Raw genomic sequence first — 26575 nt, 5'->3', positions numbered from 1 at the left:
GATTAGTGTTTCGGGCGCTCCAGCGCCTCTAACAGCTCAGGGAAGAAGTCCTGCAGGATTTCCGGCGTCATCAGTTCGGGGTACTGCATCAGATGCTCGCGGATACGTTCGTTGACGTCCGGCAGCAGACGCTGGGCCGCGGCGCTGGCGGTGATGTTGTGCTTCTTCATGGCGCGCAGCAGATCGCCTGGCAGCGCGTCTTCGTCATCGCCGTCATCGACCATCTCCAGCGCATCCAGCTCGTCGAACATCTCCATCAGCGCTTCGGTCTGCGGTGTGCGCGACTCATATTCACGCGGATGTTCATCTTCCAGAAAACGCAGCATGGCGCGCATCGGCGTGCCGTCTGGCGTGGAAGGCGGCTCAGCGGCGAACCAGCTCAGCAGCTGGTGCATGGTGACCTGATGGACGCGATAACCGCTGTCGACCAGCTCATCGGCCAGCAGCTCGGCGGTTTCGTTTTCAATCAGGCAGATGTGGGTGCGATTAGGTTCGTACTGCTCCAGCCACTGGTAGATCTCTTCAATCACGCCATCGTCATACTCGAATTTTTTGCTGAGATAGCTGCCGTCCTGTTCATGAACGCAGGCCTGAATCTGATCGGGGTCGAAGTAAAGTGCGATGTTGATGCCTTTCATGCGTGCTGTCCTGTAGAAACCAAAACAACACTATAGCGCTCAACCCCAGGTTAAGGGAATGTCAGGCATCACAGCAAAGCGGGGTTTAACGCTCCCCTCAGAGCAGAGAGGGGAGAGAGAAGGGAAGGAGATCAGGAGATAAAGTTTTTGCCCTGCTTCAGCACCACGTCACAGGCTTTGGTTTTCAGCTTCTCGCCCATCGGCGAGTTGCTCAGGCTTTGCAGATTGAGCTGCTGGCCGTTCCCGGTGTTCAGCAGTCCTGCCACGCCCTGGGTGTAGTCGGTTTTCTGTTCCTGCGCGGTAGTGGTATTCAGACCGAGCTTGCTCAGCACCTGATCTTTCACCGACTGCACATTGTTTTTCACCACGTTGTGTTCGACGCAATACTGCATCACACCGGCCGCATTGGTCATGCTATTGGCGCTGACCGCTTTGTCGCCGCCGCCCAGCATGCTGGTAATAGAAGAGAGCGACATGCCGCCATTTTGCTGGGTGGTGCCGGTGGTGCTGCCGTTGTTCTGCTGGCTGAGCTGCGATGCTGCACTGCTCAGCTGATCCTGCCAGCTTGCCGCTGATGCACTGCCTGCCACCAGAAGTGCCGCCAGTCCCCATCCCCACGCACTGCGTTGTGCCTGTTTCATCTTAACCTCAGTATCTGCGTATTCAGTTTTGCTAAGAGAGTCTGACGACCAGAAAGTTCCTGAGCTTCCTTCATAAATAACGCTTTGGGAATCTTCTGTAATAGAGGCAATAAAATATCCGGATGAGCACGGGTGTTATTATTTCGTGAGATGACTTGCCCTGGTGCGTTAATTAGCGCTTCTGCTGAAACATTCTTTAATATTCTCACGGTGTTTATCAGGAATCGTCCTGGTTTAAATTAAAGTTACCGCTTTGCTTATAGCGTGTTTTCTAAGCGCTTTCGTCTGGTCTGGTAATATTTACCTGAGAAATTAATTTTATATAACTTGATGTATTTTAAGTTGTTTTTATTTTTGGCGTAGCGGATATTTAAGCCGGCTTGCTGTTTTTTGATGCAGATTTCTGTGCCGTAATTAAATTGAGTTAGCGGAGTTTTTTATTATTCTGGCTTGCGAAATCAGCGAGAGTGTTCATGCTTAATCACTGTGTCAGGCAGTTGTGGTCGATATTTAATTTAACGGGAGTGATATTATGGCTGGACAGCCAGAGCACAATAATAATGCAGAGGTCACGCTTAAACTCGCTGAAGAGCAAATAGCCCTGACGAAGCAAAAGATTGTGGATGGACATGTCCGCGTTACCCGTTCCACAACTGAACATGACGAGGTCATCAGTACACTGCTTACCCAGGAGAAGGTTGAGGTTGAGCATGTAGCGAAAGCGCAGCCCGTTGAAACGATGCCCGAAATCAGGGAAGAGAACGGTGTACTGATTGTCCCGGTAGTAGAGGAAGAAATCCAAATCGTCAGAAAGCTGGTGCTTAACGAGGAAATCCACATCCGAAAAGTGCAGGAGAATGTTCCTTTTCAGGAGGTGGTGACCCGACGTGAGCAGCAGGTGAACGTTGAGAGAGATGACGATCAAATCAGCTAACAGAGAGGAACCTATCATGGCACAGGAAAAAATCGTAACACTGTTCGATTCTGCAATTCAGGCAGAGGCCGCGAAAAGAAATCTCGTGAAAGCAGGCTTTTCTGATCGGGACATCAGTCTTATCAGTGGAGAACGTTTGCAGCAGGAAGGGCAGTCTGTCCGCCATCCGAGCCTGTGGCAGCGTCTGTTTGGGCACGACGTCGATAAAGATGAGGCGGATGTCTACACCCGGGCAATGGACAAAGGCGGCGTCGTGCTGACCATCCGCACCGAGGAAGAGAAGCTGGCCCGCGCCATGACGATTCTCCATTCTCATGACTCGGTAGATGTGCCGTCACGTATGCAAAGCTCAGTCGGGAACGGCACCACCGCACCGGGCATTAACCCGACCGCAGGCAAGCAGTTTGCCGGTGAGACCAACGACCGCCCGGCTGAGCCGCGACGCACCTCGCTGACCGGTGATGAGAGCGAGGCTGATATTCTGCGTCTGGCCGAAGAGCAGGTGGAAGTGGGTAAACGTCTGGTGAGCGAAGGCTCCACCCGCGTACGACGCTATACCGTGACCGATACCGTCTCTGAAGATATCTCGCTGCATGAGCAGCATGCTGATATCTTCCGCCGCTCGGTGAATGAACCCGCGCTGGCCGGTGAAGTGGACTGGTCCGAGAAAACCGTCGAAGTCGCTGAGACGCATGAGCAGCCGGTAATCAACAAAACGACCCACGTGAAAGAAGAAGTGGTGGTGCGTACCGACGGCAGCGATCGTACCGAGACCATTAACGACACGGTGCGTCGTCAGGAAGTGGAGATCGACCATGCACGCGGTGGTCTGGAGAGCGAGCTTCCGGGTACGACAGCAGGGGCAAAACCTGCTGCAGCGGGTGCAGCGACACAGTCACCCGGCGCGCACAACCATGACCACAAAGAGAGCCTGACTGAGAAAGTGAAGGATAAAGCTGGCGAAGTGAAGGATAAGGTCGAAAACAAGCTGCATCATGACCATACGCATTGAGGCGCTTATCCTGACAACAACAGGCGCTGATGGGCACCGCTGATGCCCGATGCTGAAGATGCAAGGAAGAGCCAACCGCGAGGTTGGCTCTTTTGCGTTGTGGGGGAGGGAGAAAAAACGGATAACGGCATCAAATCCTCTTCGATATAATCAGGCGCTATCTGTGCAGGCCGGGCAGAAATAAAACCTGAGGGATTAAAGTGAACTGTAAACCGATGCTTTTCGTGCTGGCGGCGCTCTCCCTGTCGGCTCAGGCCGCTCAGAGTGGAAAAACGCTTGAGCACAAAGACTGGGAAGTTGTCTGTGATAACACCCTGACCTGCCGTATTGCGGGTTATGCCAAAGAAGAGGATCCCTCCGGCTCCATCCTGCTCACCCGTGCCGCGAGACCGGGAACGGAGACAGTAGGAGAGGTGACGCTGGGTGACACCGAAGATGACAGCGAACCGGCGGAAAAGCTGACGCTGTGGATCGATGGAAAATCAGCTGGCGATCTGGTGGCGGCTGATGACAACTGGCGAATGTCGGCCAGTCAGACCGCTGCGGTAATCAGCGCCGTGAAAGGCAGCGGTAAAGTTGAATTTAAAGGCGGCACAAAGCCATTCCAGCTTTCCGGCGAAGGCGCTTATGCCGTGCTGCTGAAAGCGGACGACGTGCAGGGGCGTATCGGCACGCCAGGTGCGCTCACCAAAAAGGGCAATAAGCCGGAAAGCAGCGTGGCTAAGGCTGTGCCCGCACCGGTTATCCAGGCGGCTAAAACCCTCGGCGGCGAACCCCGTCTGCTGACCGCTGCGGAAAGCGACGCGCTGAAAACCCGACTGCTTGCAACGGTCAATCACAATGACGATGACACGTGCGACAGCCTCTATTCACCGGCAGAAAACAGCGATCCGGAAACCGACGGACTCACGCTTACGCCACTGGATGACAGCCACGCTTTGCTTTCAGCACTCTGCTGGCGTGCCGCTTATAACGAAGGCTATGGCTATTGGGTCATTGATGACCAACTCAAAGGCAAGCCTGAGCTGGTGACCATTTCCGGATCGGATTATGACAAGGGCGAGATTACCAGCGTGCAGAAAGGCCGGGGCATCGGCGACTGCATGAGCCAGCAAAGCTGGGTATGGGACGGCAAGACTTTCCGCAAAAGCTATGACGGTGGGACCGGCATGTGTCGTTACATCCATGCGGGTGGCACGTGGGATCTGCCGACGCTGGTGACGGATGTGAAGCCGGTATCGGGTTAAGCCGATGAACCGGAGAACTTAAAAGACGGTTTTTTCAGCAGTTGCACCTCTGCCAGCGGATAAGGGTTGCGGAAACAGGGGGTAACGGTATAATCCTCAACGTTTTCCGCATACCCTTCAGTGCCGAAGTGGCGAAATCGGTAGACGCAGTTGATTCAAAATCAACCGCCGCGAGGCGTGCCGGTTCGATTCCGGCCTTCGGCACCAAGTATATGTTTGAGAACATCCGTAACAATCTATAAGTTACTGAAAAAAAGCCGAAAGGCTTTTTTTTTGGTCTAAATTCGGCTGCGTAGGAGCATTAAGATGCTGATGAAGGCTTGGTATTTACACTTAAATAGAAAATGTGTCCCAACCTGAAGCTTGACGATAGGCATGTTGAAACTACAAAATTTAGAGTGAAGACCTACAACATTGCTAATGGTGGTGGGAAGTATCTCGGAATGACTCCAAAAGATTCCTTATACTGGCGCAAGAAATATCACCGTCTAGGTAACAAAAAAATCTTCTAGCGTTTAACAGCTATTGACGCTTAATGAAACGTATCTCAGCGTGACTAAGCTAATAAGTTTGCAAGGTAGAGGCCTAAAATCAGAAATTCTAGATTTATAGGATTGATTTTAAAGATAGATGAGTTATATCTCTTAGTATGAAATCACTCCAGCATGATTTTCACTTACTGGAATTCAACTTCGACTGAAAATACACTATCACAGTAAATTAATAATTTTTTACTTATTAGATAAGTGTTATTTTAATCGTCAAAGCTCAACTCATAATTTTTCATACTATGAAAGTAATGGTAGTAAGAAGCGAGAAGTGATGATGTTTTTATAACTGGAATTAAAAAAATCCGAGAAGATCATCCATAAAAAGGATGAAATCAAGTCCGCAAAAATTAAATTAATGCTTCGGACTTGATTTGTTAACTTGGAAATGATTAAAAATCAATAATTGGAATTTCGCTCATATCTCTTTGCATGTCAAGTAATCCAACGGCTTTAGATGCTATATAATTTAGTAAGGTATCAACACCAGTAGCGTCAGTTGCACTTTCAATTAGCCAGCCAGAAATTTCAGACATCCCAGTGTTAACATAATCTTGGAAAATCTTCCAGCACATTTTATCATCTTTAAGTATGTAAGGATCCTTAGTATCTAATAGAGCTATTAAATAAACCAATCCATCTTTCTGATTATTAAAAAAAACACTTTCTGGAATTTCAGGACCAGGATTTTCTAAAGGAGTCTTGCCTTTATTAACGGCAACCATTGCCGCGAAAATGGCCAGATCCATGTAAGTTTTAAATATTTTTTCTCCAGTGTTTATGACTTTATCATCGACCAATTTAGTACATATGCTACTGTATTTTCTATCTATAAATATTCCGGCCATTATTTTATCTCTAAAATGGATGTACCATCAAAGGCACAGTTATAATGGGATTGATTAATAGCATTGCCATCGATGATGATTTCATCAAGCGGTTTCATACCTTGTGTGGATTTTTTATGAGAGATTAATACATATTCTTTACCTACTTTATTTTTAATCTCGTCCCCTACGGTTCCTCTCCAATGTGAAGAAGAAAGTAAGAGTACAAGCTGTTCCGAATTCTCAGGTAAAAAATGAGAAGTTGCTTTTCTGTAGGCTTCATCAAGTTCACCAAATGGTGCATCAATGATAAATGGTGCAACCGTACCGGGTTGTAAAAACTTACTCTGTGCGTTACTACGCTGTGCTGCGAGCCTAATTAAAGCAGAGACAAAGGCGAGATTTAGAAGGAGCTTCTCTCCTTTACTTTTAGCTACGATGCCACCGTCTTCTCGTACCATTTCAAAATTAAAGTCATTGCTCATTTTTACCTTGAAAGCTTTTCTACTGAACTTTTCGAGGATTTCATTTACAAAATTAGCAATGCGATATTTAGAGTCGTTTTCAGTTGTTTTGATCTTATTATTAGAAAAGTCAATTAATTTTTGAATATAATAAATTCGCTCTTGAATTTTGAAAGTCTCGCCGCTATTAGGCATATACTTCTCGGCTTCTCGTTTTTTTTGTTGAACTGAAATATTACAATTTTCAATTTCTCGCATTAGATTATTCAAAGTTGACTCAAGCCTTGATATGTTAAAAGAAATATCTTTTTCTCTAATGCGTAATGATTTTAAATGAGTATCATCAATTCTATCAAGTTGAGCATTAAGATTTGTTATTTTTCCTTCAAGATCGGAAATTTCATGCTGTAGATCATTAATCTTTTTATTGGCGACGCTAAATTCCTCAATGAATGAACGTGCTTCTTTACCAATCACTTGCGCAAAGGAACGTGCTTTCATTAAGTTAGCTTTTATTTCGTAAGTATTAGCTCGATCTAAAAGATTAACAATAACGCTATACTCTAAAGAACCGTTTTTGACACTGCGACCACAAATACATTTGGAGGAGGAAAGAATATCATTAACTAACGTTTCATCGTAAGGAGCCGGTATCCTTCCTGTTAATGTTTTTGTGTCAATAAAGTCAAGGCTATCCTCACTGAGTTCAAATCCAAAAACTCTCCAGCCGTAAATTTGAATCAGTCTTTGCTTTTGTTTTTCCTGATGGAGTAAATCATCATTGCGCCTATCTTTGCTTTTTTCAGATTGAAATATTTCTTTTTTAATTTCATTAGCATCAAGAACTTTACAATTTAATATTTTCTCATCAATATCTTTTTTGTCGTAACTTAAAAAATTTAAATCTTCATTTATTTTTTTTTGCCTAACTTGGTTTTCTTTTAGTTTTGATTCTGCAGAAGTTAGTTCAGTTAGAGCTTTATTATACTTACTCTCTTCCGCGTTATTCTTTAAAATTTTACTTTGCCAGTTGTTCTTAATTACCTCCATGTCTTCAATGGCTTGATTTGCAAGATTAAAGCCTAAAACATCTCTAATTGCATTCCTAAAACTTATTTCCTTCGATTGAAGCTGAGAAATCCCTTCACCATGGAAAAGAAAATATTCTGCCATTTCCTCTGGAATCACACTATTAAGTAGTTGTTTATCACTACGTATAGGCTGATAGTTTCCGTTATCGATGAAAAATACCTCTAAAAAAGAACTTCTTGTAGCTTCCTGATACCTCCTTGTTGCACTATACGTTTTCCCTTCATGTAAGAACTCAACCTCAACCTCACATTCATTAATACCTTGAATTAAAGAATCGATGTTGACAAGATTATTTTTATTTTCAAAATCAGGTGTGAATTTTTCATAGAAACACCAAAGAATGCTATTGAGTATTGTTGTTTTTCCTACTCCATTTTCTGCGTGTATAAGCGTAACATTACGGTCGTTATCGGTTGAGAATTCTATGATATTGTTCTTATTATGGAACTGTCTAAAATCAGATAATTTAATTCGTTTTATTTTCATTTTTTGAATCCTCAAAACCCTGAAGAACAATTCGCTCAATTTCTGATTGACGAGATGCTGTGGTGGTTTTTTCCAAACCGTAAGAATATTTTTTTTCAGCAAGTATTATCTTGTTAATCGTAGAATCGATGCTACTTAAAGATTCATTTAACAATTCAGGGTGAACTTTAAGTGTTTCAAGATACTGTTTAACTTCATCAATATTCATAATCAGATTCCAGTTGTGGTTTATTTAAGCTTAACCGTGAAAACTCTTCAACCCGATGCGCCTCTTGTTTCATCATAATACTAAAGCAGCTTTTGTTTTTAAGGCTAAAAGGAGGCGCGACAATAAAGTCGAAAATTATAGCTTTCTCTTTATTAGGTGCACGACGTAATACACGCCCGCGCCTTTGAATATATTGTCTTTCATTGCGAGTACTTGCCATTAGAAATGCCTGGCTGCATGCTGGTACATCAATACCTTCATCTAAAACGCGCTTAGAAACAAGTGCATCAATATTTGCATTTTTAAAACTTTCCATTATGTCTCTTCTCAGTGCTAACGATTGCTCACTTGTAAACTTCGAAGTACGCCAGCCTCTTTTATGTAAAATTGCGGTTACTTCATCAATGCTTTTTTCATTATCATCAAATTCCCCTTCACTGCCACCTTCTCCACAGTAAAATAAAGTATGTGTTTGAACTCCATTTTTTTTAATAATGCAATCTAAAGCATTTAGTTTTGACTTTAAATTACCTAGCAATCGTGTCCTTTTTAAATAAAGATGCATTAATGCATCTGTATTCACTGGGCCTCCATTTTCTTTTATGGCTTCCATTTTGGCTATAGAGGTCGATAAATTTTCATAATTCTCGGCCTCTTCATTGTTCATTTGACATATGACAGGGAAATAATCATAAGGGCACAATACCTCATCAGCAATTGCTTCCCTGAGACCATATTCGGCAACAACTTTTCCGTAATAACTGGTCAAAAGTTCTTGCTTCTCTGATTCATTTTCTGTCCATGGAGTAGCTGATAATCCAAGTCTTAACCTAGCGTTTGGTAAAATACTGAGTAAATTTTGATTGGCATGGTTATGGCATTCATCACTAATTAATAAAATTCTATTTGAATGAATTTTATTAATCTCATTGAGAAAAATAGATTTTTTAAGTGTATTATTAACCACAATGATAGACATGAACGTTTCGGAAGTGGCCAAGTTGAATCTAGAAACTTGATTTTTTAGTTGTTGTATCCAGATGTCTTGTGTTTTGTAACATAATAATGCATTAATATTAAATAACTTCATTTCTTCATACCATTGCTCAGCTAAGCCTTGGTAAGGTACTGCAACTACAACACATAGGCCTCGGATAAAATGTTCAGTTTTCGATAGCTTTGTGCAAGCATGTAAGGCCGTGACAGTTTTACCAGATCCGGTTGCCAGTTTAAGTATTCCTCGATAATTATTTTTACTCCATAATTCTAAAGCTTTTTTTTGATGATCTCGTAACTTATATTTATTTTTACCAATAAAGTCAGGTAGTTTTGGTAAATGATAGTATTGCCTTTCCAATTCACCCTGATTTTGTTGTTCCAATTGCTCTAGGGCATTAATGATATATTTAATGTCTTTTCCTGCATGATAATCAGCTAGCTTATTAATAAATTCATGACTTGCAGGGATTGTCTTGGTAACAGGTTGTTCATCTCTCCAGAGTTTTTCAAATCGTTCTTCAATATCTATGCCATAGTATTTATAGATAGCTTCATTCCAGCTGAAATAGGCATTAATAGACTCCGAGTTTAGACTATCACTCAAGGCATTCTCTGTTTCGTTAGCTGAGCCGATAAAAGCAACCCGGAAATTATCTGTATCACGTATTATGCCAATTTTTTCGTGATACATGCCTCGAGGTCTAAATGCAAAACGGATTTGTAAACGATGAGATGCGACTAGAAAAGACAGTGCATCAAATCGACGGCATTCAAGATTATCTTGCATGTTATCAAAAAAAACTTTAACACTGTGATCTATCAAGGTTAAATGCTTACTGATTCCTATGCCATGTTTAATCGCATCAAAATCTTCTGAACTGACGGGATAGCCTATGATTAGTCTCATTATTCCGCCAGATTCCAGCAGTGGCGCTAGCCCCCGCGCAGCAATACTTAATGAAGATGAAGAGAAAAACCCAACAGCACGATCGTAGGTGGTACCATTCTTTAGTGCCGGTACATAAAAATCGTTTACGATAGAGCTATTCTCTGAAGAATAAGAAAATTTCAGGCCAGCTTCTTTTAACATAATCTTATCACCACTCATAGGCTAGGTAGGTAAAAACCATAAAATTCATTAAGTTAATTATGATTTGACATTTTTCCTTTAAGACATAAAGATAATTAATATTATACATGAGAATATTCTCATTAGTCTATTTTGTCTCCATTTCCTTAATGCTTCATGACCCGGCAGCGTCTCTATAACTTTTCGACTGTTATTCTTATCTTAATGATTCTATTGGCATAAATTAAACTGGAACATGATATCGCAAGACAGTGAAGGTAAGTGCCCCCCCCCTCTTTAATAAATGAATAATTGATAAGATTTGAACTAATGTTCATTTTTAGTACTCATTAAGTTTTTTTTGAAAAATTGTTTTTACATGAACGCAGCATAAGGACATCACCCGGCAGAATTTTGTGTATAACTCAGTTTAAAAGACCTTTCTAACCCGAGGTTAACATTACCGACTCTATCGATGATGGCTACTCTGGTAGCGAACAGATAGGATGCCTTTGTCCTAACGTCCATTAAACAACTCCTAATTCCTAAATCCACCACAGGTTTATATTATCATCTGGTCATCCAGCGTTAGCCGTCAGACGATGAAATTCTTTCTAAAGATCGTCACAGGTATGCATAGTTTCACTTCTCAGCAAATCTGCACTTGGTGCAGCCTATGCGTAACTATATTTTCGACCTACTGAACATTTTTTAGACTAGCAGTAAGGTGCCCGCCATTATTAATAATTATTTTTTTCACTTTAAAGATACCCCCCGAAAGGCGCAGATAATGAAGCTGATGAATACGGCGAATTATTAGCAGATTTGGTAGGTGTGGGGGGACGCCGCCTGACTCGCGATTGTTAACTTACGCAGCTGTGAATTCTTGCGCCCTGCGCCTTTGTAAACAGGATGCCGGCTACAATGAATCATGCGACGCTGCCATGCTGGCAGTCAGACTCGGGTGTGACCTGCGCCAGTCAGAGGTGGTTGGTCTGGACTATGCCAATATCCTACATGAGGAGATAGCTTTAGTAGGATGCCGAAGGATGATCTTGAGCGCCTAGACTTTTGCAAAAAATACCTGAAAACGCCTTCATATCAGGCCGTACCAATTCTAGGCGACCAGGAAGGCCGGCTCTTTACTAACATACGCACTGATGAATATATCCTTCTCAGCACATGATGCCGAAGGAGGTTTATAACATCCTTAACTAGCATGGCGTTGACAGTATTTCGAAGCGTACGCGCGCTATAGAGTTTACGGCGCAACGTTGCCTCAATGTTGCAGGAAAACGAGTGAGCGGGGTGCGTTAGACTCACTCTATTTTCGAATTTTTATATTGCCGGAAATATGCTGAATAAAAAGAGATTTCTGATACCTTACATACCTGTACAGTGCTTAGTAGAAAAGAAAGATTTAGCTTTCTTTTTTCAATGAGCCATCTTCTTGGGCGACCTATACTATTCATTAATCGCTCATGGCGCAGGTACGCTTTATGCACCTGCTGGAAATGCTTTACATCTGTTGCCTGTCACATTCATAAGCTATGCCAGTAAAGTTAGTTGAAATAAGGATTCTTTGTTTTTAGAAAAATAGTTTCATTTGCGCACATAATGTATAGTAGTACGTAACCCTAGCACTAGCTTGGCCCTAGTCTTGACTTCACTATTAGCCGCTATAAGGAAATCGTTGAGATGAACATCATCCCAGAGAGCAAGAGCCTCGAAAAAATTCTCACAGGTTTAGAAACGAAATATACTGTTCCCGATTATCAAAGGGATTACTCTTGGTCTGTTAATGAAGTAGAAACTCTTTGGACTGATATCGTTATATCACATAAGCAGCAATCAGAATATTTTATGGGTACTATCGTACTTAAAAAACATGAAAAGGATAGTGATATTTTTGATATTGTCGATGGCCAACAACGACTGGCCACTTTTTCTATGTTGTTTCAAGTTTTTGCCAGTCTAGGTGATTCTTTTTCATCAAATCTTAAAGTACTTGAGCAGGTTGAACGAAATCCCGTATCTCTCGAACTGGCAAAGAAATTATCTAAAGTTGCCCGTGCTCGTTTAAGGGAGCCCAGCGAGCCAGATAACTATTATTTACGATTAAATAAAAAGGATAATGAGCACTTTGAATACATAGTACGCGATGAGAGCGTGACTTCATTTAGTACTGAAGATGCTCTTAATAAAATAAACAAAAGTGATAAAAGGCTTCTGAAAACTAAGAAAACATTTACTCAGAAAGTCATTGATGAATACTCTGGTAAAGATGCGCTACAGGAAATATATAGCACGCTCGTCCACATTGTAAAAAGGTTGAAGTTTATAACGATTGAAGTTGAAACTGACTATGACGCTTTTCTGCTTTTTGAATCTTTGAATTCAAAAGGAATGGATTTAAGTGTGGCAGATCTACTAAAAAATAAAATACTAATGAAGGCTAATGGTGATGAACACATTAGCGAAATATTGCTAAGTAACTGGGAGGCAATGATTTCCTCTATAGAACTCAGTAGATTATCACCTGTTGATTTTTTACGTGTTTATTGGGAGGCAATACAAGGCGCTAATATTACAAAGAAAGAGTTATATAAGCATATTGGAATTTATATAGATAAGTCTAACGATATTTTAGCTTTCTCTAAAAAATTAAAAGACATAGCCTATGATTTTTCAATTTATGCTTCGTCTGATCTTGTTTTTCCAACTAGTATTCATCAAACAGGCAAGGATAAATACCTTGCGTTTTGCGGTGAGATAAATAGTCTTAAGTATACAACGTGCCTACCATTATTAATGTATACTCATCAGCATAAACCTGAAATGCTTGTATCTTTAGCCAAAATGAGTTTATCATTCTTATTCCGCTGGATCACAGTTGGTGATTATTCTGTCGGTGGAGCAAAAAAAATTTTTGATGAAGTTATAAAGAGATTACAAGCTAACCAAGATAATGCATCAATCTTAGAGCCTTTTTTAGCTCAAGGTGATAAAATTGGTGATGAAGCTTTTATTAATTCAATGCGTCAATTTAAAGCTCAAGATAATCAAATCGCAAAGTATATTTTATCCAAGCACTACCTTTTTATGAATAAAGAGCAAAGCATTCCAAATTATGGCGAGGTGCATTTGGAGCATGTAATCCCTCAGGTTTGCTCTTTATGGGAAAAAGACGAAAAATTCACTCTCCCTAAAGGGGCTTACATAAAAGATTATATTTATAATATTGGTAATCTTACATTACTTCATAAGCAAATCAACCAGAGCATAAAAAATAAAACATTTGATAAGAAAGCAAAGGAATATGCAGATTCAATTTTCCCTGAAACAAAAGATATATTTGCACAGTTTGAAAATGATATGTATTGGAATGCGGAAATTATAGATAGGCGTGGGCAGGAAATAGCTATCAAAGCCCCCGAAATTTGGCCTTTATCAATTTAGAATTTAGGGCTCATTGCTAATATAATTAGCTCTCGTGTGAGGGCTAATTTACAAAATTAGGAGAAAATTCGTCACTTTCTGATAATTCGGATCGCGATGTTCCATTTTCACTATGAGCCTCCTGCTCTTTTAGCTTCTCTTTCGCTGAGGTTGCGAATATAAAATTCCAGAGTTAACTTTGGGTTTGAGTTTTACGAATAAAATCAGTTATTCAGTCAAGGGAAAAATTACTATCTAATTCAATGATGAGCTTTAGTAGGATATATAAATTACTTCAGCTGATATGATTTAATCAAATAAATCCTCCTTTTTTTATAGTTTGTAATATGACTCATGGCGCACTTAGAGAGCGCCATAAGTTTTCATAGATTTTTTGTAAAATCTTTCAAATTACGATAATTGCGCATTGCAGCAATTCCATCTTCTACATGAGCAGCCCATGCTTTAAATAATGTCTTTTGCTCTAGGTCGGGGTAAAGCATTGTTAATACAAGTTCTGTGGTATTTAGTGTTTCTCCAAGCCAAGTTATTTTATCTAATATCAAAGTGCCATCTAATTTTTTATTATCCTGCTGTGGTAGATACCGAAAATCACCTTCCACTGAGCGGAAAAATGCTAGCCGCGCGGCAATGTTTGGAGTAATACCAGTATGACCTTTTAATCTTTTGAGCTGTTCTTCAGTTTGGCGACTAAGCTGCATTCTATTAGGGAGCATCAGATTGCCTCCTTTGTTAGTTCCCAGAAATACCCTGGTTTTAAAGTAGATGACTTGGTATTCGCATTAAAAACAATTTCATAAGCATGAGAGATGTCATCTCGTAATTGATCAACAAAATAACGCTCATCAACTTCAGTATCTGTTGATAGCAGCACTACCTGATGGCTAGCAAATGGGAAATAATGATGAATTAATTTATCTCTATGCTGAGAATCTAAACGACCTAATGGCGTATCAATAATCACTGGCAAATCACGGCCTGAGGTCTTCGCCAGAGCTTCAAGTATTGCAATCGCATAGATTTGTTTTTCTCCAGCGGAAAGAAGCTTACGATTTATTACTGTGCCTTTTTCATCGATCAATTCCACATCAAATGTTTCAGGATTGATATGTGCATTGAGCTGCAAATCCTCTTTACGAGCTAATTTACGATAAGCATCGCCAAAATTAACTGACAGCGTTTTCACCCTAGCTTTAGTTAAAAGTTCACTATATCGATCAAGCAGGTTGATCGTTTCCTGCGCATTATTAAATGCGCTATCAGAGTTATGCTGATTACGAGCCAGATCATGTGTTTTTTGTATCTGGCGAGCACATTCAAGCTGCTGTTGTTTAGTTTGCTTTGCTTCTTCCAGAAGCGAGCGATACTCCTGCCGTTTACTCTCGCGTTGCCGGTCAAGCTCTCGTAGTTTTTCAAATATATCAATGAGCTGATCATCTTCCGGCGCACGAGCGATGTTGGCTGCCGCTTGCTCTAGCTGCTCTTCAACTTCTGCTAATTGGGTACGATAAAGATCAAAACGTTCCCAAGATTTTTTACTGTCTTGCTCGACGGATTGTTCAATCATCCCAGCTTCTCGTTCCGAAATGTCAAACAACAATTCTCCTTTAGGTTTACCAGCCAGGAAATCCTTTAGATTATCTTCAATTGCTTCGGCAGCAATAAGCCCTGTAGTACCTGAACGGAATGAGATATCATTTTTTAGCTGTACAAGGAACTGATTCAATTCTTTTTCAAAACTGCTCGCTTGCTTGATTTGCATCTCTTTATTAATTTGTTCCAGCAAACGGCCTAACATTTTGGGTGCTAAAGCATAGGGCAATGAGCCATCGCACTCATGGCGCAAGGCTTTTTCAAGGCGCTCTTTTTCTTTTAAAAGCGTATCAACTTTCTGTTTTTCTTGTGTTTTAGTCTGGGCAAAAGCACCACCTTCTGCATTGAGAAGGGATTCATATCGCATGATTTCTTTCGTCAGCAAATCGATGCGCATTTTTGTAAAATCAGCTTTTTCTAAAATCTGCTCCGCTAGGAAAGAAAAATTTTTAGCCTGTTCTTCAAGATCAGAAAGCTTGTGCTGTTTTGAAACCTCTAACTGGCTTGATTGTTGACGCTTGACAAATATCATCAAATCATTTCGAAGTTTCGAAATGAGATCTAAACCTAACAAACGTCTTACCGCTGTGCGTAGAATATTTCCTGAATCGTCTTCAGCAAGTTCTGCAATTTTTTCGCCGTCGAAGAAGAACAAATCTGCAATTCCATGTGGAATTAATTCATTCAGGAATCCCTGGCACTGATCATAATCCAGCTCATTCAGAGGTTGGCCATCTTGCTGAAGCGAGAGCTGATCTTTTTTACCTTTTTTCCAAAAACGTGTAACGGTGAATTCAGCTTCATAACCACCTTTGTTATAAGTAAAGCTGAGCTCGATAGATGCTTCACTCGGATCTTCTCCAGAAGTGGAGCCGTTATGAATTAATGAACTAAGCTCTTCAACATATTCTCGCTGTTGGGTTGAGGAACCAAACGCAAGTCTGCCGTATAAGGCAATTCGGATAGCCGATAGAATGGATGTTTTCCCAGCCCCGTTTAGTCCACCAAATAAAACTATCGGACGCGGATTAGAATTGTTTTGGCGTTTCCTTGGCGCCAATTCAATAACGTGCTCTCCTCTGAAGACTCTAAAGTTTTGCAAAACCAGCTGTTTAATTAACATGTTCTTTTTCCTCACTGGTAAGCAGAGACGAGTCACTTACTTCGGCAATTCTGCGCTGCAATATCTGGAGTTCGGCTTCTAACTGAGCGACTTCGCCCTGATGTATATCCCGATCGTTTCGTTTCTGTAATGCTTCTTGTTGCAGCTTAATTTCTTCAAGACTGCCCCAGTCTTGTCTCAGGATGGTGCCTAACTTGTCAAAGATCCCCTGACGTCGGCTCAGGCCTTCCATCGATACTTCCAGTTCGATTAACTTCATGACCATCTCAGGTTCAACATCAAACCCTTGAGATATCTGCATTAGCAAGTCAGCATCACTGGCATCAAATCTTGACTGGTCGTCTACAACCCAATCCAAATCTTTTTGGTAGACCTCCCGATAGATACCCGGCAGGGCATCATACCAATCGGGCTCATTCGGATCTTTTAACCATTCCTGGCGAATAGCATGTAGTTCAGGTTCAGTGATAAGCGTGATGGTGTGGCCCTGAGCATTCATATCTCGCTCAATTTCCAGTAAATCTTTCAACCATTGCTGACGATACTTCATCCAGTAAGGTCCTGGAACATGTTTACGCTCGGCACTAATTTCTTCGCCATCTTTGGCATACTGATAACTGACCTTGCCAGTACGACGTTTATAGTTGCGAAACGTGTCTTTATTTACTGGATCGGTGGTAAATGCCAGCAGATCACGGTATTTCAGCAGCGGAGACATCCATTCTTCGCCATTCTTGATCAGGCTCTCCATCGCTTTATCTTTGGTGACCACGGTACATGTCCAGCATCCAAAGCGTGAACTACCGCAAGATGGCGTACTGTCATCGATAACGAGTGGACATTCGCCTTGCGCTGACGAGTCCATGTACAGTGTCCACAATGGACGGTTGTTACCACCCCATGGGTTTTCCCACTCATCAATATCATCTGGAGAATATCGAAATGCACCTCTGAGTAATTTCCAGACGTCTTCAGTGTCCCAGGTATCGATAGGGGTATAGATAAATGCATTTGCAAGAGTGGTATGCCTCGCCAGACGGGTACCATCAATTTTGTGTTTGGCTATGACCTGCGCGCGGGATGCGCTTTCGCTGCTACGTGATCCAAGTACAACGATGACTTCATCAAACTGGCTGACTTTATCTTTAATAAAATCGCTTACCGGGTTGATTTTCATGCGCTCAGTACACCAGCGGAAACTACGGGTAGGGGCCGGATAACCTTTACCTAGCAGATTGACCCAGAAGGTTTCGTGGGTCTTTGGCATGACAGCATGCTGAGTGATTGGAAGCCCAGCGCGTTTAGCACCGGCTTCGATTCGTTGCATGGTCTTCTTGATCAAATCCACTACGACTGGTGTCTCTACCAATGTGTCGGACGAAACAAGAAACACGTCTTTCTGCCGCATCGCGGGCGGTAGTCCCAGTAGTGCAAGATATACCAAAGTAATGACAGCGCTGGAATCTTTACCCCCGCTGTAACCAATCACCCATGGACGCTTATCGGCACAATAGATACGTTGTACTTCAGATACGTATTCTGCCAGGGGCCGCCCGGCAAAATTTTCCTGGTTGATAAAATCTTCGTAATCGGCCAGATCGTGGGCCTGAATTAGTTTACTCATGAGATAACCATTTGAGCTTCAAGCTCTTGTTCTTCATTTGAAAGGGGGAGCGATAAGGCGATTTTAAGAGCATTGCAGGTAAGCTGGATAGATGCCGTCGTCTTACTGAGTTTACCATGTTGCATTGCACGTTTGGTAAGCTCTGGACTGCTTTTACGCCAGTCGAACTCTCTAAGCTCACAAATTATTTTTTGCCATGAGTCAGGGTGCTCTGAGAGCAGGCAGTGACCCAGTAAACCCAGAGCCTGCAGACCTATGCCGTGTGCATGAACATACTCCTGGCGAAGTTGAGCAGGAGATACCTCTTTTTTTGCAGCTAATTGCCAGTCTGGCATGACCTGAAATATCGCTTGCCAGTAGAGGGCTGCAAGGTCAGAACACTGCTCAACATCATTGGCTTTCGGTTCCTTTCCCAGCAGAGAACGCGTAGCTTGCTTGATGCTGCTTAAGGTGAAGAGTTTGTTTGAAAACTTACTGATGCTGGATTTTTCCATTTCAGTTAGTCCGATAAAAGGCTCGATATTCATAGCCAGATACCGTGAAAGATTCGAACTGATATCCCTATGGTCATAGAGCGTCGCGAGCGAAGGGCTTGGTCTGATGGCATATTTGTTTAAATCAGCAAACATTTGCTGACTGCGTTTGAGCCCTTCATCTACAAAGAATAATACGGGAATATTATCTTGTCCCAACTCAGGCCTTGCATCCAGTGCGTCTTCTATAGCTTTCCTGCGATGCTGCCCGTCATTGATTAAAATTTGTGCCTCCATGGGCACCCGCAAAGTCCCTAAGTTATTGGAACCCGAATACTCATCAAACTGTACATCTACTGCAATGGAAGCAGTTAGTGCTGAAAAGACATAATCACTTGGATTTTCAAGTAAGTAGCGGACCATTTCAGGTATGCGAGCTTTATTTAACGTTCTTTGTGCGCGCAACTCAGGCGGTACTTCATTTTCATCAAAACTAAAAATTTTGGGAATTATGCGCATTGGGCAGGTAGCTATATAGAACGGTCTGCCTGCCTGGATCCCTCTGACGGCGGGGAAAGAGTAGCAATAGTCAGTGTCAAAATTCGCCATATAACAGTTACCTGGAAGTAATATTCGTTTTACGTAAAAATAAACGTTTTATGGGCTCATGTCATCTTTTTTTACGTATAGGTTTCGCTTTTTTTGGCGTTTTTTCCGGAATCAGGTTAGAGACTTAACGCTATTTAATTCAAAAGGTTATATGAATGCTTAAATCGCAAGCTTAATGTTTTAGGTGCGTTTTACTCGCTCATTTAACCACCTAACTCTAACCAGCTTTTCTCATGTCCTGACTGGCTTTGTAAGCTCAAACTAAGCTCTCCTCACACCAAAAAAACACTCCCCTTAATGACTTTTCCCAGCCTTTCAGCCACCTGAACACCAGTGTGTCAACGGTGCAGAAATAGGAAAATGGTGTAAAATGTCCAAGTGGATTATCTCTGAAGCTGCTTTGCGTGTTGCAGAAGCATGGGTTGAGGGTGTTGGTTTGAGTTGATTGAACTGGCTTATTTCCGCGCTGATTATTTCAGGAAAATAAGCCCAATATCGACCTAACAGGCTGACAGTAGCGCCGCCGCGTTGCTGGAAAAATTAAATCCAAACGTGCAGTCAGGACAGTTAAAAAAGTCACGATAAAAAATATTAATCCTTATTTTTCTGCGAAACTTTCTGGTGCGATTATTGTTTACTGCGAGATAAACTTTAATATCTATATATAAATGATTTTATAAATAGCTTATTAAAGGCTGCTTTAAGCTGGACTTTTCTTGTCTTTACTGATGATATATACAGGTATTTAGCGCGGTGCGGATGTGCGCCAACACACCCGCGCCGCTAATCACAATCACTATTTAGAAGGAATAGTAATCATGACTGATGCCCATTCTATTGCACAACCGACTGAACCAGAAGTCTCTCCGGCAAATGACCGTCAATTAACAGTTGGCTACGCGAGTCGCTATCCGGATTACAGCCGGATTGCCGCCATCACTATGAAAGGGCAATGGCTGGAAGCAGCCGGTTTTGCCACTGGCACAGCAGTAGATGTAAAGGTAATGCAAGGCTGTATTGTGCTCACCGCCCGGCAGGAGAGCGAATTGATGCAGTCTCTGCGCCAGGTATGCAAGCTGTCGGCGCGGAAACAAAAGCAGGTGCAGGAGTTTATTCAGGTTATTGTCGGTAAACAGAAAGTCGTCTGAATGAAAAGCCGCTCCCGATATCGCTTCGGGAGCGGTTAACTATCAGGAAGCCACTACCTCCATCAGTACATTAGTCCTTCGTATCATTTAATAGCTTTACTTCGCTTTTACCTCTTAGATAGAAGAAACTGATTTTTAAATTTCCTGTTATAAAATAAAAGCTGTTTGACCGGTATTGTTGAAAATAATATGTAAATTTTAAATCAGGAAATTGCAAAAGCAACTTATATCGTCTGGTCTTCCTGATGAATTCATCAACAAAGGCGATACACTCAAATGCTGCAACCTGTGGCGCGCACATCCACGACATACTACGGCTTTGATTTTTAAATCACGTTTTAGGATCAATCTTTGTTAAAGTGACTGATGGTTATAGCTACAATAATGGGCGTGACTGTTGACACCTCAAAGAGGCTTTGAGCAAGCATGCTATAAGGTCCGTATAACACTTAAATTCGAGTATTAGAACTGTAAGATCTTTATCATCCTTGCTGCTTATCCGATGGTATAGTTATGAAAAACCTTAACATAGCCGGACTGGATAGCCTAATCGCCATTTACTTTGGACAGGACTATGATTTGTTCGGTAGTGGTGAAAGTGTAGATGCTCAAATCAACGCATGGATTGCAGATTCCACAGCTGCTTCCCGACATGGTTTGATTGGTGATATTGAGCAGTTTATGAGGGAGAGTGACAACCTGGAGGAGGACTTTAAAAGCCGCTATGGCGCGGAGTTTTCTACAGACTTATGGGAAACTACGCCTGCAGAATTTCTCAAACTTTTGAAGAAAAAGGTTAGTGCATCTCTTTCTCAAGGCTGAATGCTGATTTGCCATTTGGCTAAAAGCTCCCCCAATATGAACCCCTGCTGATGAGGTTATATCTGCATTGAGTCGCCTGACCGGACGCAATCCACTGAACGGAAAATTATTGTGGCGATGCCGATCTCTGCCGCTGGTCATTGCGCTGCTGCTGACAGGATGCGCACGCTCTGACGCGCTGTGGACGGTCACGCATGACCTCTGCATGAATAACTATCACTACCGTCGCGATCCGGCACCCTGCCAGCAAGTCTATCTGCCGCAGGACAAAACCCAGGGCTACAGCATCATCCAGAATCCTCGCCACAGGTTGCACTTCATTCTGGTGCCCACGATGGCGATGTCCGGCATTGAGAGCATTGCGCTGTCGCGCCCCGGACGTCCCGATTATTTCGGCTACGCTTGGTTAATGCGCTATCGTCTGATGGCGGCCTATGGTGCTGAAGTACCTGAGGATCGGCTCGGCATGGCGTTGAATTCCGCTTATGGCCGCAGCCAGAATCAACTGCATATTCATCTGACCTGCCTGCGGGAAGATGTCTATCGCCAGCTTCAGGCCGAGCGGCCCTTTATTCATAATGACTGGCGGCCCTTGCCCGACCTTTTGCTGAAACACACCTACTATGCCCGTCGCGTTATGCAACCGACGGCGATGGGGATCTATCCTGTCTCCTCCGTGGCGCGCCATTTCCATCTGTCGCCGCCGCAACTGGCGGAGTCTGGTGTGGCGCTTATCCCGACAACGTTCTCGGGAGAAAAGGGGTTTATCCTGCTAACCACCCGGCGCGGCTGGGATAAGGGCAATCGGGCGTCCGTTGAGTCGCTACTGGATAAACGCTGCGCTATTCTTTCAGCGCCACCAGCTGACGTTTCAGCTGGGGAGTAACTAAACCTCACCCCAGCCATCCACTCACAACAACCCTTTACCGATACAGCCCCGCTTTTCCCACAGAACTAAACAGCGCCATCTTCGCCGCGACGACTTCACTCGCCGCCTGCATCGGTTTAACAAACAGAGCATTAGGCTCGTGTCCGCCCTGTTTCAGCTCCTGCTCCAGTGCCACGAAGAACGCCTTCTTCATATCGCTAGAGATATTGATTTTCCCGACGCCATAACGGATCGACTCCGCGACCTCGCTGTCTTTATTACCCGAACCGCCATGCAGCACCAGCGGTATATCAACCACCTTACGGATCTGCTGCAGGCGCTCGATATCCAGCTTCGGCTGCTTCCCTTTGGGGTAGAGACCATGCGAGGTGCCGATAGCGACGGCCAGCGTGTCGGTGCCGGTCTCGCGCACAAAGGTCTCTGCCTGCTGCGGATCGGTATAGAGAATCTCATTACTGCCGCCTTCGCCGCTGCCTTCCGCCACACCGATGGTGCCGAGCTCTGCTTCTACAGAGACATTAATCGTGTGCGCTATCTCGACAATTTTCTTCGTCAGCGCAATGTTCTGCTCAAAAGGGTGAGACGAGGCGTCAATCATCACCGAGGTAAAACCGGCGTAGATCGCTTTCATCACCTCTTCAAGCGTGCGGCCATGGTCCAGATGGATCACCACCGGCACACGTGCCTGAATCGCCAGCGTCCGCAGATAGCCGATGAATTCCGGGCCGGTAAACGCCATCTCTTCGGGATGGATCTCCAGAATCAGCGGTGAATCCAGTCGCTCGGCAGTCTCAACCGCCACGCGTCCAAACTCTGCGCTGGCGATGTTGAACGCGCCCACACCAAACTGATGACGCTGGGCAACGCTGAGCAGATCTTTCATGTTGTAAAGCATAGGTTTTATCCTTGTTTTGCAGGAACGGAGATATCTTTTTTCAGGAACAACAGGATCAGCGCGGTCAGCAGACTGCCTGCGGCAATCGCAAACAGATAACCCATGACGTTGCTGATCACGTTAGGAATGAAGATGACGAAAATGCCGCCGTGCGGGGCGCGGGAAGCGCAGCCCAGCATCATCGACAGGGCGCCCGCTAATCCGGAACCCGCCACAATGGCCGGAATGACGCGCAGCGGATCGGCGACCGCGTAAGGGATCGCGCCTTCGGTAATAAATGACAGGCCGAGTATGTAGGTGACCTTGCCGGTCTCACGCTCCTGCTCGGTAAACTTGCGGCGGAAGAGGGTGGTCGCCAGCGCGATGCCCAGCGGCGGCACCATGCCCGCCGCCATACAGGCCGCAATCGGTCCATAAATGCCGCTCGACATCAGGCCAATCGCAAACATGCAGACGGTTTTATTCAGCGGGCCGCCCATATCAAAGGCCACCATCATGCCGAACAGCAGGCCGAGGATGGCCGCGTTGGTGTTACCCAGCGAACTCAGGAATGCGGTCAGCCAGCCGAGCAGCATTTTGATTGGTTCACCAATCAGCAGCACCATCAGTGCGCCTGTCAGCAGCACGCTCAGCAGCGGCACGATTAAAATAGGTTTTAACCCGGCGACGGCTTTGGGCAGGTGAATATGGTTGGTGATCAGCAGCGTGATGTACCCGGCCAGGAAGCCGGCAATCAGCGCGCCAAGGAAGCCGGAGCCGGTGTGAATTGCCATCATCCCACCTACAGCGCCCGCCACAATGCCCGCTTTGCCGCTGATGGACTGGCTGATCCCCAGCGCAAGAATCGGCAGCATCAGGGCAAAGGCCGAACCGCCCCCGATGTCCGAAAGCATCTTCGCTATCGGGCTGAAATTAGCGTCCCCTGGTGTGGCCGCAGTAATCCCGAATGAAAAGCTCAGGGCGATCAGAATGCCGCCAGCCACCACAAACGGGATCATCAGGTTCACACCGGTGATCAGGTGCACATAAATCTCTGAGATCCAGGAACGGGAACCTGACGCCTCGCGAGCGCTGTTAGCCGGTTCAGACGTATTGTTCTGTGGGGCGGAATCGATCAGCCTGGGCGCCAGCTCGCCGTTCACAATGGCGCTGAGTAATCCTTCAGCGTCTTTCGCGGCACGGGTGACGGGGACCTCGATCACGTTTTTGTGCTGGAAGCGCGCCATCTCAACTTTCTTATCCGCGGCGATTAACACCACATCAGCCTGATGAATATCGTCGTCGCTGAAAATATATTCGCTTTCAATCGCGCCCTGGGTTTCAACTAATACATTCAGGCCCAGTTTTTTAGCCGCTTTTTTTAAATTACTTTCGGCAAGGTAGGTGTGAGCGACACCTGTAGGACAGGCGGTAATGGCAATGATGTTCATAAACGTTCTCCAGTGAAAATTTTATATTTATGTTTTTCGGTCTGAAGGGATGGCTACAACCTGGAATACCTCCTTTGGTTTTTTATTTCATGATGCTCTCCGATTTATTCAGGCTCCCGAGCGGGATAACAGTAAATGAAACATCTCTTCGCGGTGTTCCACATTCAGTAATTGCTCAACGACATCTTCATCACCTAGCGCGATAGATATTCTGGCGAGCATTTTGATATGGCCGACATCTTTATCGGACTCTTTCACCGCGAAGAGAATAACCAGCCGGACTTTGGTTCCATCGATGGTCTCCCACGGAATATCCCGGCGTAAACGCCCGACGGCAATGCGGGTCTTGGCCACGGCAGCGGATTTGCCGTGCGGAATAGCAATGTGATTTTCAAATCCGGTGGAGCCTAATTCCTCGCGCAGATAAACATCGTTCAGAAACGCAGCTTTATCGGTGACTGCGCCGGTCTGGCAGAGCAGGTCGGTCAGCTGAGAAATAATCTGTTCTTTCGTCTGGCAATCAACATCGAGAATAATACATTCTTCTTTCAGGACTTCATTAATAGCCACGGCTGTCGTCATGTTGTTTCTCCATTATTAATTAATCGAATTCGATACCAGACACTCCGTTACTCTTGCGATATCTTTCGCCGAAAACAGGGCCGAGACATAGACCACCGGTTTTTCCAGCGGCTCCAGCCGGATGGTCGAGATCACCACGTCACACTCATGTCGCTTCAGGGAATCCGCGATGTTTTTCCCTGGCACGATGTCGATAATCTTCCAGTCAGGAAAGGCGCGGATAATCCGTCCGTAAAGCAATTGTGAGGTGCCCAGACCGCTGGAGCAGACCAGCAATACCCGTTTTACCTTGATGCTGTTTTCGATGGCGGCCTGAATATGCACGGTCAGGTACGCCACCTCATCGTCACTGATCTCATCAAGGCTGTACTCCTGCGTCAGCTGGCTGATGACCGCTTTGACGGCGGCGAACACCGTTCCCAGCTCGGTCCGGATATCATGCAGCAGCGGATTTTTAATCCGGATGTGATATCGGAGGCGATTCAGCATCGGCTTGATATGCGAGGACAGCGAAGCCTGCAGGTTCTGGTCCGTGGTGATTTCGATATTGATGCGCTGGGCTACGCGGGCAATCAGCGCTTCGGCAAAGCGGGTTTCACGTTCGGATATCAGCGACTCATCGTGCTGGGGTGTCTCGCCGCCCGCCTTACCGGAAGAGACCAGATACTGATAGATGGAGTGCGACTCTTCGGCCACCAGTACCGTGTTGTACGCGGTCTCGATGCGTTCTATCACCGCCAGCGAAACCTGCCAGGCGTGATGGTCGCTGACCCGACTCATCGTCACCGCGCGGGCGTCCGTCCTTTGCATCGGTGAGTAACTCCGGTGGATCAGCACCAGAATATGAGTAAATAAATTGATGTAGTAAGGATCGCTAATCGTATATTGCAGTTGCTGTTCAATAAAATTAATTAATTGCAGGGTAAAGTGGACAGCCTGCTGACCAAATTTCTCTGAAAGCTCCTGCAACGTGCTTTCATCCAGACGGCTTTCCATCATGTCCTGCCGGTTATAAATGGATTTTAATACCAGCGCTTTCATCGCCATGCGAATATTCTGGTCACTGCCTTTTATGCTGGTGCCGACCCGACTTTTTAATAAGGTTAAATCAAACTGATGCAACCAGGCTTCTAATGTTTTTAAATCATTCACTATCGAAGCCCGGCTGATAAAATATTTATCCGCCAGTTCGCTGATTGAAGAACTTTTGGGTGACAGCATTAATAAATCCGACGCTATTTTCAGCATCCGGAAGTTACTGCTGAAATCATCCACTTCCGTTGAAAAAATCCGGCGTGCGGCTATTTCTGCCTGCGCATCAGCAAATTTAATTGTGATGCCTCTCCCACTTTTACCGCTGAGGTTGATTCCCTGGTCAGAGAGTTTTTCATTAATATCAGCGATGTCGCGGCGTAAGGTTCGGGTGGTGATGGCTGTTTTTTCTGAAATAGTGTGCAGGCTCACATAACTGTTATGAGAAATAAGCTGTCGCATAATCGTCAGTTGCCGCTCAGTCAGCGCCTTCATCATCATCAGGGTCCGCTTAATCAGTTATTCACCTTGTCAGTTATCATCTAAGCAAAGGGACTATGCCATGTAAATATTAAAACATGGCCACAACCCGACGGTCAGGCTGACCACCTGAAAGTGAATTTTCGAAATATTTTGAGAGGAGATTAAAGAATATCAGAACAGGGAAGGGGAAGATGAGTGGGTGCCTGATGGGCGGGGCAGTGCATGAAATCCGGTGTTAGCTGCCCCAC

Annotated in this window: 21 protein-coding genes, 1 tRNA gene and 1 pseudogene; 9 read left to right on the top strand and 14 right to left on the bottom strand. The window is 44.3% G+C overall.

Annotated elements, in window-relative coordinates; genetic code table 11:
• Nucleotides 1–2: 2 nt before the first annotated feature.
• Entirely contained in the window at nucleotides 3–638 is a 636-nt protein-coding gene (locus ACTJKZ_RS14865; protein WP_440829784.1) for a hypothetical protein, read from the bottom strand.
• 131 nt (nucleotides 639–769) lie between these two features.
• Entirely contained in the window at nucleotides 770–1279 is a 510-nt protein-coding gene (locus ACTJKZ_RS14860) for a DUF2501 domain-containing protein (RefSeq protein WP_033759689.1), read from the bottom strand.
• Between the two features lie 532 nt (nucleotides 1280–1811).
• On the opposite strand from ACTJKZ_RS14860, the gene ACTJKZ_RS14855 reads away from it, so the two are divergent.
• The 4 genes from ACTJKZ_RS14855 to ACTJKZ_RS14840 all read left to right on the top strand — a co-directional run bounded on the left by ACTJKZ_RS14855 (nucleotide 1812) and on the right by ACTJKZ_RS14840 (nucleotide 4679).
• Nucleotides 1812–2213: a DUF2382 domain-containing protein gene (locus ACTJKZ_RS14855; RefSeq protein ID WP_440829783.1), complete on the top strand. Its 402-nt coding sequence runs from the start codon at nucleotides 1812–1814 to the stop codon at nucleotides 2211–2213.
• Between the two features lie 16 nt (nucleotides 2214–2229).
• Nucleotides 2230–3225 carry a YsnF/AvaK domain-containing protein gene (locus tag ACTJKZ_RS14850; protein ID WP_440829782.1) on the top strand — a complete coding sequence of 332 codons (996 nt, stop codon included), beginning with the start codon at nucleotides 2230–2232 and terminating at the stop codon, nucleotides 3223–3225.
• A gap of 215 nt (nucleotides 3226–3440) precedes the next feature.
• Nucleotides 3441–4472: a DUF1176 domain-containing protein gene (locus tag ACTJKZ_RS14845; protein ID WP_440829839.1), complete on the top strand. Its 1032-nt coding sequence runs from the start codon at nucleotides 3441–3443 to the stop codon at nucleotides 4470–4472.
• A 122-nt stretch (nucleotides 4473–4594) separates the two neighbouring features.
• A tRNA-Leu gene (locus ACTJKZ_RS14840) sits at nucleotides 4595–4679 on the top strand.
• A gap of 733 nt (nucleotides 4680–5412) precedes the next feature.
• On the opposite strand, the gene ACTJKZ_RS14835 is transcribed toward ACTJKZ_RS14840, so the two are convergent.
• From ACTJKZ_RS14835 to ACTJKZ_RS14820, 4 genes are read right to left on the bottom strand one after another with little or no spacing between them, the layout of a single operon-like run.
• The gene (locus ACTJKZ_RS14835; protein ID WP_440829781.1) at nucleotides 5413–5868 is read right to left on the bottom strand and encodes a hypothetical protein; all 456 of its coding nucleotides are present in this window, start codon (nucleotides 5866–5868) and stop codon (nucleotides 5413–5415) included.
• Nucleotides 5868–7889: an AAA family ATPase gene (locus tag ACTJKZ_RS14830; RefSeq protein ID WP_440829780.1), complete on the bottom strand. Its 2022-nt coding sequence runs from the start codon at nucleotides 7887–7889 to the stop codon at nucleotides 5868–5870. Before ACTJKZ_RS14830 ends, ACTJKZ_RS14835 begins: the two co-directional genes overlap by 1 nt.
• Complete coding sequence (locus ACTJKZ_RS14825; RefSeq protein WP_440829779.1) at nucleotides 7870–8097, bottom strand: hypothetical protein; 228 nt, start codon at nucleotides 8095–8097, stop codon at nucleotides 7870–7872. The genes ACTJKZ_RS14830 and ACTJKZ_RS14825 overlap by 20 nt, the downstream gene beginning before the upstream one ends.
• The gene (locus tag ACTJKZ_RS14820) at nucleotides 8087–10186 is read right to left on the bottom strand and encodes a DEAD/DEAH box helicase family protein (protein WP_440829778.1); all 2100 of its coding nucleotides are present in this window, start codon (nucleotides 10184–10186) and stop codon (nucleotides 8087–8089) included. The genes ACTJKZ_RS14825 and ACTJKZ_RS14820 overlap by 11 nt, the downstream gene beginning before the upstream one ends.
• A gap of 1677 nt (nucleotides 10187–11863) precedes the next feature.
• Between ACTJKZ_RS14820 and ACTJKZ_RS14815 the strand changes: the two genes are divergently transcribed.
• Nucleotides 11864–13624, top strand: a complete 1761-nt coding sequence (locus ACTJKZ_RS14815; protein ID WP_440829777.1) for a DUF262 domain-containing protein — start codon at nucleotides 11864–11866, stop codon at nucleotides 13622–13624.
• Between the two features lie 362 nt (nucleotides 13625–13986).
• Here ACTJKZ_RS14815 and dndE read toward each other — a convergent pair whose 3' ends face one another.
• The 4 genes from dndE to dndB are packed head-to-tail and all read right to left on the bottom strand — an operon-like array spanning nucleotide 13987 to nucleotide 19046.
• Entirely contained in the window at nucleotides 13987–14340 is a 354-nt protein-coding gene (dndE, locus tag ACTJKZ_RS14810; protein WP_440829776.1) for a DNA sulfur modification protein DndE, read from the bottom strand.
• Entirely contained in the window at nucleotides 14340–16340 is a 2001-nt protein-coding gene (gene dndD / locus ACTJKZ_RS14805; RefSeq protein WP_440829775.1) for a DNA sulfur modification protein DndD, read from the bottom strand. The genes dndE and dndD overlap by 1 nt, the downstream gene beginning before the upstream one ends.
• On the bottom strand, nucleotides 16330–17964 hold the full coding sequence (gene dndC / locus ACTJKZ_RS14800; protein WP_440829774.1) for a DNA phosphorothioation system sulfurtransferase DndC: 1635 nt from the start codon (nucleotides 17962–17964) through the stop codon (nucleotides 16330–16332). The genes dndD and dndC overlap by 11 nt, the downstream gene beginning before the upstream one ends.
• Nucleotides 17961–19046: a DNA sulfur modification protein DndB gene (gene dndB, locus ACTJKZ_RS14795; RefSeq protein ID WP_045140816.1), complete on the bottom strand. Its 1086-nt coding sequence runs from the start codon at nucleotides 19044–19046 to the stop codon at nucleotides 17961–17963. Before dndB ends, dndC begins: the two co-directional genes overlap by 4 nt.
• Nucleotides 19047–19351: 305 nt before the next feature.
• On the opposite strand from dndB, the pseudogene ACTJKZ_RS14790 reads away from it, so the two are divergent.
• From ACTJKZ_RS14790 to ACTJKZ_RS14775, 4 genes and pseudogenes are all read left to right on the top strand, one after another.
• A pseudogene (locus ACTJKZ_RS14790) lies at nucleotides 19352–19486 on the top strand (helix-turn-helix domain-containing protein); the annotation flags it as partial.
• A 378-nt stretch (nucleotides 19487–19864) separates the two neighbouring features.
• Nucleotides 19865–20194, top strand: coding sequence for an endoribonuclease SymE (symE, locus tag ACTJKZ_RS14785; RefSeq protein WP_440829773.1), 330 nt, complete (start codon nucleotides 19865–19867; stop codon nucleotides 20192–20194).
• A gap of 513 nt (nucleotides 20195–20707) precedes the next feature.
• Nucleotides 20708–21016 (top strand): contact-dependent growth inhibition system immunity protein, encoded by a 309-nt coding sequence (locus ACTJKZ_RS14780; protein WP_440829772.1) that lies wholly within the window; start codon nucleotides 20708–20710, stop codon nucleotides 21014–21016.
• Nucleotides 21017–21125: 109 nt separating this feature from the next.
• On the top strand, nucleotides 21126–21902 hold the full coding sequence (locus tag ACTJKZ_RS14775) for a CDP-diacylglycerol diphosphatase (RefSeq protein ID WP_440829771.1): 777 nt from the start codon (nucleotides 21126–21128) through the stop codon (nucleotides 21900–21902).
• 37 nt (nucleotides 21903–21939) lie between these two features.
• On the opposite strand, the gene ACTJKZ_RS14770 is transcribed toward ACTJKZ_RS14775, so the two are convergent.
• From ACTJKZ_RS14770 to ACTJKZ_RS14755, 4 genes are all read right to left on the bottom strand, one after another.
• The gene (locus ACTJKZ_RS14770) at nucleotides 21940–22800 is read right to left on the bottom strand and encodes a ketose-bisphosphate aldolase (RefSeq protein ID WP_161736823.1); all 861 of its coding nucleotides are present in this window, start codon (nucleotides 22798–22800) and stop codon (nucleotides 21940–21942) included.
• A 5-nt stretch (nucleotides 22801–22805) separates the two neighbouring features.
• Complete coding sequence (locus tag ACTJKZ_RS14765) at nucleotides 22806–24230, bottom strand: PTS fructose transporter subunit IIC (protein WP_440829770.1); 1425 nt, start codon at nucleotides 24228–24230, stop codon at nucleotides 22806–22808.
• Nucleotides 24231–24338: 108 nt separating this feature from the next.
• Nucleotides 24339–24812 (bottom strand): PTS sugar transporter subunit IIA, encoded by a 474-nt coding sequence (locus tag ACTJKZ_RS14760; RefSeq protein WP_440829769.1) that lies wholly within the window; start codon nucleotides 24810–24812, stop codon nucleotides 24339–24341.
• Nucleotides 24813–24827: 15 nt separating this feature from the next.
• On the bottom strand, nucleotides 24828–26345 hold the full coding sequence (locus ACTJKZ_RS14755; protein WP_440829768.1) for a BglG family transcription antiterminator: 1518 nt from the start codon (nucleotides 26343–26345) through the stop codon (nucleotides 24828–24830).
• Nucleotides 26346–26575: the final 230 nt, after the last annotated feature.

The sequence above is a fragment of the Pantoea sp. 22096 genome, assembly GCF_052045955.1.
GTDB lineage: Bacteria > Pseudomonadota > Gammaproteobacteria > Enterobacterales > Enterobacteriaceae > Pantoea > Pantoea alfalfae.
The sequence above is the reverse complement of the archived record's forward strand: the minus strand, read 5'-3'. Positions and strand labels throughout refer to the sequence as shown.

Bases quoted from the DNA above. Each gene is read 5' to 3' on its own strand.
- ACTJKZ_RS14865 (WP_440829784.1), bottom strand. From the start codon at position 638: ATGAAAGGCATCAACATCGCACTTTACTTCGACCCCGATCAGATTCAG.
- ACTJKZ_RS14860 (WP_033759689.1), bottom strand. From the start codon at position 1,279: ATGAAACAGGCACAACGCAGTGCGTGGGGATGGGGACTGGCGGCACTT.
- ACTJKZ_RS14855 (WP_440829783.1), top strand. From the start codon at position 1,812: ATGGCTGGACAGCCAGAGCACAATAATAATGCAGAGGTCACGCTTAAA.
- ACTJKZ_RS14850 (WP_440829782.1), top strand. From the start codon at position 2,230: ATGGCACAGGAAAAAATCGTAACACTGTTCGATTCTGCAATTCAGGCA.
- ACTJKZ_RS14845 (WP_440829839.1), top strand. From the start codon at position 3,441: ATGCTTTTCGTGCTGGCGGCGCTCTCCCTGTCGGCTCAGGCCGCTCAG.
- ACTJKZ_RS14835 (WP_440829781.1), bottom strand. From the start codon at position 5,868: ATGGCCGGAATATTTATAGATAGAAAATACAGTAGCATATGTACTAAA.
- ACTJKZ_RS14830 (WP_440829780.1), bottom strand. From the start codon at position 7,889: ATGAAAATAAAACGAATTAAATTATCTGATTTTAGACAGTTCCATAAT.
- ACTJKZ_RS14825 (WP_440829779.1), bottom strand. From the start codon at position 8,097: ATGAATATTGATGAAGTTAAACAGTATCTTGAAACACTTAAAGTTCAC.
- ACTJKZ_RS14820 (WP_440829778.1), bottom strand. From the start codon at position 10,186: ATGTTAAAAGAAGCTGGCCTGAAATTTTCTTATTCTTCAGAGAATAGC.
- ACTJKZ_RS14815 (WP_440829777.1), top strand. From the start codon at position 11,864: ATGAACATCATCCCAGAGAGCAAGAGCCTCGAAAAAATTCTCACAGGT.
- dndE (WP_440829776.1), bottom strand. From the start codon at position 14,340: ATGCTCCCTAATAGAATGCAGCTTAGTCGCCAAACTGAAGAACAGCTC.
- dndD (WP_440829775.1), bottom strand. From the start codon at position 16,340: ATGTTAATTAAACAGCTGGTTTTGCAAAACTTTAGAGTCTTCAGAGGA.
- dndC (WP_440829774.1), bottom strand. From the start codon at position 17,964: ATGAGTAAACTAATTCAGGCCCACGATCTGGCCGATTACGAAGATTTT.
- dndB (WP_045140816.1), bottom strand. From the start codon at position 19,046: ATGGCGAATTTTGACACTGACTATTGCTACTCTTTCCCCGCCGTCAGA.
- symE (WP_440829773.1), top strand. From the start codon at position 19,865: ATGACTGATGCCCATTCTATTGCACAACCGACTGAACCAGAAGTCTCT.
- ACTJKZ_RS14780 (WP_440829772.1), top strand. From the start codon at position 20,708: ATGAAAAACCTTAACATAGCCGGACTGGATAGCCTAATCGCCATTTAC.
- ACTJKZ_RS14770 (WP_161736823.1), bottom strand. From the start codon at position 22,800: ATGCTTTACAACATGAAAGATCTGCTCAGCGTTGCCCAGCGTCATCAG.
- ACTJKZ_RS14765 (WP_440829770.1), bottom strand. From the start codon at position 24,230: ATGAACATCATTGCCATTACCGCCTGTCCTACAGGTGTCGCTCACACC.
- ACTJKZ_RS14760 (WP_440829769.1), bottom strand. From the start codon at position 24,812: ATGACGACAGCCGTGGCTATTAATGAAGTCCTGAAAGAAGAATGTATT.
- ACTJKZ_RS14755 (WP_440829768.1), bottom strand. From the start codon at position 26,345: ATGATGATGAAGGCGCTGACTGAGCGGCAACTGACGATTATGCGACAG.